The 6,131-nt window shown below is 37.2% G+C and carries 4 protein-coding genes and 2 pseudogenes; 5 read left to right on the plus strand and 1 reads right to left on the minus strand.

The genetic code is table 11. The annotated features are described in order from the left end of the window. Positions 1-30 precede the first annotated feature (30 nt). From T411_RS0115355 to T411_RS0115375, 5 genes and pseudogenes are all read left to right on the plus strand, one after another. Positions 31-279: pseudogene (locus T411_RS0115355) on the plus strand (IMP dehydrogenase); the annotation flags it as partial. A gap of 323 nt (positions 280-602) precedes the next feature. Beyond that, entirely contained in the window at positions 603-1,754 is a 1,152-nt protein-coding gene (locus tag T411_RS0115360) for a DNA cytosine methyltransferase (protein ID WP_001883155.1), read from the plus strand. Between the two features lie 123 nt (positions 1,755-1,877). Next, entirely contained in the window at positions 1,878-3,794 is a 1,917-nt protein-coding gene (locus T411_RS0115365) for a DUF262 domain-containing protein (RefSeq protein ID WP_000762954.1), read from the plus strand. Continuing rightward, positions 3,787-4,911 carry an AAA family ATPase gene (locus tag T411_RS0115370; protein ID WP_000606740.1) on the plus strand — a complete coding sequence of 375 codons (1,125 nt, stop codon included), beginning with the start codon at positions 3,787-3,789 and terminating at the stop codon, positions 4,909-4,911. The genes T411_RS0115365 and T411_RS0115370 overlap by 8 nt, the downstream gene beginning before the upstream one ends. Beyond that, complete coding sequence (locus T411_RS0115375) at positions 4,908-5,786, plus strand: hypothetical protein (RefSeq protein WP_000849738.1); 879 nt, start codon at positions 4,908-4,910, stop codon at positions 5,784-5,786. Before T411_RS0115370 ends, T411_RS0115375 begins: the two co-directional genes overlap by 4 nt. A 67-nt stretch (positions 5,787-5,853) precedes the next feature. Here the strand turns inward: T411_RS0115375 and tnpA are convergent. Next, positions 5,854-6,131 (minus strand): annotated as a pseudogene (gene tnpA / locus T411_RS01000000119650) (IS200/IS605-like element IS1004 family transposase); the annotation flags it as partial.

Consider the following 6,131-nt stretch of genomic DNA (forward strand, 5'->3'; position numbering starts at 1 on the left):
TTTAAATGATTTTTATAGTTTTGTTCTATGTTCTACGGCATGTCATCGAAGAGCGCGATGGACAAGCATTCTGGCGGTGTAGCAGGTTACCGTGCCGCCGAAGGAAAAACCGTACTATTGCCATACCGTGGCAGCGTACACGGCACCATTCAAGACATCCTCGGCGGTGTGCGCTCAACCTGTACCTACGTAGGCGCGGCGGAGCTTCGAGAGCTGACTAAGCGTACAACTTTTATCCGAGTTCAAGAGCAAGAGAACAACGTCTACGGGCGTGAGTAAGCGCATAGATTCTCTTACATTAACGAAAAGAGCCGCTTTGAGCGGCTCTTTTTATCCTGTGAGTGGCTGCGAATCTTCTACGCAGTCGCTTGCTTTCGTGGCCTTGGGGTAACATTCACAAAACCTAGGTTTTTGCTGCCGTCTGCTAAATTACTAATGGATATGTATTAAACTCCAAGTACTGTGTTAATATACAGTTCATTCGAATTGGGCTAGAACTCAATGTTTGCTTTAGTTTGTTAAAAACAAGGTAAATATTGGGAGGTAAGCTATTTTAATATGTCACTATGTTATGCCATGAGGTAGTATGGTGATACAGTTAATTGATAACTTTGACAGTATGGGCTTTCAATTTGTTCTCTCCTTCTAAACCAATAATATTTTCTTTCTTCGCTGGTAGCGGCTTTCTAGACTTAGGTTTTGAAACATCAGGCTTTGATGTTCGTTTTGTCAATGAGTTTCATAAACCATTCCTGGACGCTTACAAATATTCAAGAGAACATATGGGCTTACCTAAGCCGAAATACGGTCATTACTTGGGCAGTATCGATGACTTTGTGACTGGTGAAAAAAAACAATTACTTTATGATCTTGTACAAGAAGCCAAGTCTGAAGCGTTAACTGGTTTCATCGGCGGTCCTCCTTGTCCTGACTTCTCTGTGGCGGGTAAGAACAAAGGTTCAGATGGTGAGAATGGTATTCTCACTCGTGTCTATATTGATGCTATCGTTCAGAATCAACCTGATTTTTTCCTTTTCGAAAATGTTAAAGGCTTGTGGAAGACTGGTAAGCACAGAGCTTTTTATGATGCTATGAAAGCACATCTTGAAGATGCAGGTTATGTGCTTACAGACCGATTAACAAATAGTATCGAATTTGGTGTACCGCAAGATCGAGACCGTATTTTGATGTTCGGTATCCATAGAAAGCATGTGGGTGATAAGCTTACCAGCATAGAACTTGCCAGAGATTTCGATTGGGAGCGAGAAGTAAAATTTGATAAAACGAAAGTCCTAGATAAATCGATTTGGCCTGAACTTGCAACTTACAAAGAGAATTCAATTCGAAAGCTTCCAAAGCATTTAGATAACTATCGTGAGTTGACAGTAGAGCATTGGTTTCAAAAGAATGATGTGAACCAGCATCTTAATGCTAAGCATCATTTTAGGCCGTATTCGGATAAGTTCAAAACAATCCAAGAAGGTGATGATAAGAAAAAGTCATTCAAGCGTTTGCATAGATACCGTTTTTCTCCAACTGCTGCTTACGGGAATAATGAAGTGCATTTGCATCCGTACAAACCTCGCAGATTAAGTGCAGCAGAAGCGCTTGCTATTCAGTCTCTACCGAAAGAGTTCCACTTACCTCCAACTATGACTCTTTCAGATATGTTTAAGACTATAGGAAATGGCGTGCCATTTCTCGCCTCAAAATGCATTGCTCAGACGATTCATAATTATCTAGAAAGTTTGTAAAAAGGGAGTCATTTGACTCCCTTTTTACATGCTTCACAGCGTAGTCGCTTGTTTCTCTACACTTCCAATTAAGCCGTGCTAATATAGCGTTAATAAACAATACTTTGTTAGTCGGCGCATGTTATGAAACTTGAAGAAGTTTTAGGTTATCTAGAACAGATGGTTGGTTTGAAACTTCAACCCATAAATGAATCAAATGAATCACTTGTTATCCTTGAAGTTGACCGAGAGAACAGCCGTTATACGGTAGATAAGACCCAAACCACACGAAAACGTACTCGTCCTTTCGTTGAGCTACAAAAGATATTAAGCGCATTAAACCAGAAAGGTTTTACTAGTGTAGATCAGGCTCTAGGGGGCGCTGGCTCGAGTCGTCATCAGCCAGAAACTATTTTTGCCAACCTCCCATGTATTGAACATTTTAAGTATGAAAAAAAGAAACACCTTTACTTAAGAGATTCTAATACACATGAGCTTGGAACTATTAAAGAGCTAACAGCATCTGAAACTCGAGAAATTAAGAGAAAAATTGATCGATATCGTGATTTCGACGTCTCCCAATTTTATGAACTGCACAGAGAACAAACTATACAACTTAAACACAAACTAGATAGTATTTTTACGAAATATCCTGGTGAGAGTGATGTAGATGCAGTTAAAGACATTATAGAAAAAATCCAAGAACTAGAAGTTCGACTTTCTGAAGCCATAGTAAGTATTGAGCAAAATGAAGGACAATCCTTTTCTAAAAGTATTGATGATGATTCGATCCCATTTGGTGGTGAAGAATCAGGTGATGATAACAATGATGAGCGAGAAACGATTGACACTGATGTTACGATCGTAAAGGGGCTTACCCCAACAAGAATTACCCAAGTTAGTCCTACAGTATCACTTCTATACGACCGTGTTTTACACAATGAAATAGATTTAACACCTGAATATCAACGCAAAGATCGTATTTGGCCTATAAAAGATAGAGCCCGTCTAATTGAGTCTATTTTGCTTGGTCTACCGTTACCTGTATTCTATTTTGCAGAAAGAGCTAATAAAGATGCAGAGTCTGAAGTAGATTTTGATTGGGTGGTTATTGACGGCTTACAGCGTACAACTACTTTAGTAGATTTCGTTCAAGGTAAATTTGCTCTTAAAGATTTAAATCAGTTACCGAAGTATGACAACTGTTATTTCAAAGATTTACCGAGGAAAGAACAACGAAAAATTCGAGAATATCAAATTCATGGTCATTTGATTCAAGTATCGAATGATAGCGAAGAAATGATTCGTGAGTTATTTCATCGTATCAATACCTATGGGAAAAACTTGAGTTATCAGGAAATACGTTCAGCATTGTATCCAGGTTCGACTAATCGATTCTGTAAATATTTCTCTTCTGAAAATATTTTCTTAGATAGTATTCCAGCTAAAGTTAGCGATGAGAGAATGCTAGATGTTGAGTATGTTTTAAGGGCTGTTGCTTACCTCGTATTAGGATTTGAAAAATATTTTTATAAAACTAATGATGACTTCTTGTGTCATACAATGAAAGTTCTTAACGCATTTCATTATGATAAAGATAAGGGTGTTTCTTCGTCAGATAGAATATTTCAGATAATTGACTATAAATTAAAAGAGTCACTCAAAACGATATCTGTGATATTTGAAGACGATGCATTTAAAAAAGAACCTAAAGGTAAGTTGAATAAGATATTATTTGAGTTGTTAGTTTCTATATTTGCCATGATGTCTGATGAACAGCGGGAAATAATGGTAATTCCTGAGAATGCGGAACTTTTTAAAAAAACCATGTGGGACGCGATATCTGGTGATGAAAAAACGTCTGATTGGGAGTCTGAAATATACAAAGAGCTGGGAAGAGGGTTTGATTATTCTATTACAAACTCTACAGGTAAACGAGTGACGGTTCTATACCGATTTAGAAGTTTGGTTGAATTTATTAATAAAGTGCCTGGCATGATTTTTATGCCGCAAGGAATGTTGGAAAATGAAAATTTAGTCATGGGTAATAAAAATGATTAACGAAGTAACTTTAAGAAATTTTAAATGTTATAAAAACCAATTATTTGAACTTGCTAATTTGACGGTTTTTTGTGGAAATAATTCGTCAGGAAAAAGTACTGTAATTCAATCCTTATTGCTAATCCTACAAAATAACTTCTCTAATAAATTGGAACTTAGAGGAGATTATGTGCAACCAGGAAGTTATAACGATTTGCACAATAGAAATGCTGATGAAGATTCGTTATCAATATTAATCGATACCAGCGTTGGAGCTGTCTCTTGGGGTTATAGTGAAGATGAGTTTTCGAGTCAGAAAAGAAAGGAAGTCGAAGAGGCTCCACTACCTTTATTAGACTTTTCTGACAAAACTGTTCTACACAAGCTTCGAGAGTTATATGAGGATGAATTTATTTACCTTCATGCAGAGCGTTGGGGGCCAAGGAGCAGTTATCCATATTCAACTCGAAGACGCTCACAAAACTGGTTAGGAACAAATGGTGAATATGCACCACAAGTTTTAGAACTGGTGGTTAAAAATATTCAGACAATGCCCAGTGATGATGTACGTATACACCCTAATCTGACTGATGGCTCTGTAGTCGGTATAGCGCAGAACTTATTTGAATGGATGGGGGAAATTTCTCCTGGAGTTTTTATTAAGGCTCAGGCGTTTAAACATGCGGACATTACGACAAATCAATACACTTTTGGTGGTGAGAGCTACAGAGCCGTCAATGTTGGTTTTGGTTTAAGCTATGTTCTACCGATCGTCTTGGCACTTTTGGTTACTAAACCTGGTGGACTAGTTATTATTGAAAATCCGGAAGCCCATCTTCATCCGAGGGGGCAAAGTTATTTGGGCAGGCTAATTGCTCTTGCTGCCGAGGCTGGAGTTCAAGTCGTAGTTGAGACTCATAGTGACCACATTATAAATGGTATTCGATTGATGCCAAGGCTAGGAAAGGTTCAAGATAAAAATCTTCTTTTTTATCAGGTTATTAATGAGGATGTAGGTACAACTACAGTTAAAAAAATAATCGTTAATGCGCAAGGGCAATTTTCAGAATGGCCAGACGGTTTCTTTGACCAGCAAGTATTAGATATGCAAGTGTTAATGACTGGACAGGATAAATGAAAACTATAGTTTCCGTTTCAAATTTCAGTTTAGATTCGTGCAAGTTTAGTAGTTTTATGGAGATAGATACATCGCTTTCCAAGTTAAAAAATGTCCTATCATTATTTAATCAAGAGAGCGTAGAGTATTACGCAGGTAATGACATTTTAGAGCATAAAGGATTTGGGCTATCGTTTATTGAACAGGCTAATAATTTCTCTTATGCTGGTGATAAAGGTGTACAAGCATATCTATATAGTAAGTTATTTCAATCATACTTAAATGGTTTTACTCTTACTTTTTCTACAGATGAATTAATGGAGAGAGCAAATAGATTTGTGCTAGAGGAATGCAATGAAAGCTATATCTTATACGCTCCTTGTTTAAATGTTTACAGAGTCAATGTTATTAATAGTGTTGATGACTTTTATTCTCACTATGAGAATTTATTAAGTAAATACCCAGTCGATGAGCATAGTTATTACAATCGAGCTAAAAGTCATTTTAAAAAAATCACTTTTCATTCTGATTGTGGTGATACCCTAAAGTGTATCGGTGATGGCGGTATAAAAAACTTTTCAATTGCAATAACGAAGTGCTTAAAAGCCCTAAATGAATATCAAGCACAAATGAAAATCCCTGAGGATTTAACTATATTAGGTGGTTTGGCTGGGTGTGACTGTACGACACAGGGTAAGAATGGGAAAGATGATATGAAGTTTATTTTCCCTGAAATTTCAACAAAAAATGAAGTTAATTGTGAATATCATTTAAAACCTTACAGTAGTAATGATCCAAAAGATAATAAATATTACCAAAAGCGTATTTATTTTACTTTTGCCAATGTTGGTGGGTGTATCAAGACTTTTGTTGCTAGCATTGGACCTCATTTATAAATATAAAAATCCGCCTTCTTAGAAGGCGGTTTTAATATAAGCCCCCTAAAAGGGGGCCACGACGCTGTTAGTCTCTCAATAACTCTAACTGCTGCTCTTGCTCAAGCTCTTTTTTGTCTTGATGCCGTACATACCGTCTAATGATTTCTTCATTTACACCTACCGTATCCACAAAATAGCCTCGCGCCCAAAAATGATTTCCCCATAACTTTTTCCTGATATGTGGAAACTTGTTGAATAGCCTAATTGCACTCCTACCCTTTAAAACTCCCATCAACGTCGAAATCGATACTTTGGGCGGAATTATCGCAACTAAGTGGACATGATCTGGCTGAACATTGAGTT

This window comes from Vibrio cholerae ATCC 14035, from assembly GCF_000621645.1.
Lineage (GTDB): Bacteria > Pseudomonadota > Gammaproteobacteria > Enterobacterales > Vibrionaceae > Vibrio > Vibrio cholerae.